Origin of the sequence: Phytoactinopolyspora endophytica, assembly GCF_004138495.1 — a bacterium.
GTDB lineage: Bacteria > Actinomycetota > Actinomycetes > Jiangellales > Jiangellaceae > Phytoactinopolyspora > Phytoactinopolyspora endophytica.
The window spans coordinates 49863-51231 of the sequence record NZ_ML142850.1 but is presented as its reverse complement, the minus strand read 5'-3'; the positions used below and the strand labels follow the sequence as shown (position 1 = coordinate 51231).

The window sequence follows — 1369 nt, the reverse complement described above, 5'->3', positions numbered from 1 at the left end:
CGGCCTGGAGCGGCCAGCGGGAGCTGACGGTGAACCTGACCCTGTTCGACCGGCAGCCAGTCCACCCCGACATCGACCGCGTGGTCGGCGACTTCACGTCGCTGCTGCTGGTGGCCCACCACCTCGACCAGAACGACACCTGGCTCACGCGGGCACGCCGGTTGCAGGCGCAGGTGTGGCGGGACCTGGACCACCGGGAGCTGTCCGGGGTGCGGATCCTGCGGGACCTCGCTCGCCGTGATGTCCGGCTGACCGAGGCGGTGCCGGTGGTGTTCACCAGCATGCTCGGTGTCGATGACGGTCTGGCCCGGGAGGCACGCTGGCCCGACCACGCGTCGTCGCAGACCCCGCAGGTGTGGCTTGACCACCAGGCCGTGGAGCTGGCCGACGGCGTGTTGCTGAGCTGGGACTCCGTCGACGAGCTGTTCCCGGACGGAATGGTCGACGCGATGTTCGCCGCCTATGTCACCACGCTGCGACGGCTCATGGACATCGACTGGGCGGTCCTGCAGGCCGGGCTGCCGCCCGAGGTCTGTGTCGCGGTGCCCGACGACGTCCGGCCGGCGCGGTCGCCCGGAGAACCGTCGTTCAGAAGACCGCCGCCCAGCGAGCCATCACCCACGGATCCATCGTCCACGGAGTCAATGCGCGGCGAGCAGGCACGAGATGAGCCAGCGTCCGCCGAACCACCGGGCACGGCCCTGGAACGGGAGCTGGCCCAGCTGTGGGGCGACGTACTCGGCCGCGCTCCGGAGGGACGGCTGGACAACTTCTTCGCCCTCGGCGGCGATTCGCTGGCCGGGACACGAATGGTCCAGACCGCCGTCAAACGCTATGGCGTCGACGTGTCACTGCGGGCCTTCTTCGCCGCGCCCACCGTCGCCGACCTGGCCCGCAGCATCGACGACCAGCTCAACGCAGCCGAGACCTCCGAGGACGGGATTCTATGAACGTCAGTGACCTGGTGACCGAGTTCGAGCAGCTCGGAGTCCGGCTGTGGGCCGACGACGGTCAGCTCCGATTCCGGGCGCCGCGCGGCGTCCTCACTGACGAGCGTAAGGCGAGGCTGGTCCAGAACAAGGCGGACCTGCTGTCCTACCTCGACGCCGACACCACCGAACTGGTCGCGGACCCGGACGGCCGGCACGAGCCGTTCCCGCTGACCCAGATGCAGGCTGCCTACCAGCTCGGCCGGCACCAGGTCTTCGACTATGGCGGCGTGGCCTGCACCGGCTACCTCGACATCGCCTACGACGCGACTCCGCCGGCGGACCTGGAACGGGCCTGGAACCAGCTCGTCCGGCGGCACGACATGCTCCGGACGGTGGTGCACGGTGACGGTCACCAGCGTGTCCTACCGGCGGTGGAC

General features: G+C 69.8%; 2 protein-coding genes. Both read left to right on the top strand.

Annotated features, from left to right (window positions below):
• On the top strand, positions 1–950 hold a 950-nt coding region (locus tag ELR45_RS36700; RefSeq protein WP_240759139.1), incomplete at its 5' end, for a phosphopantetheine-binding protein.
• Positions 947–1369, top strand: a 423-nt coding sequence (locus ELR45_RS36695; RefSeq protein WP_205855819.1) for a TubC N-terminal docking domain-related protein, incomplete at its 3' end; no start/stop codon positions are given. The genes ELR45_RS36700 and ELR45_RS36695, both read left to right, overlap by 4 nt.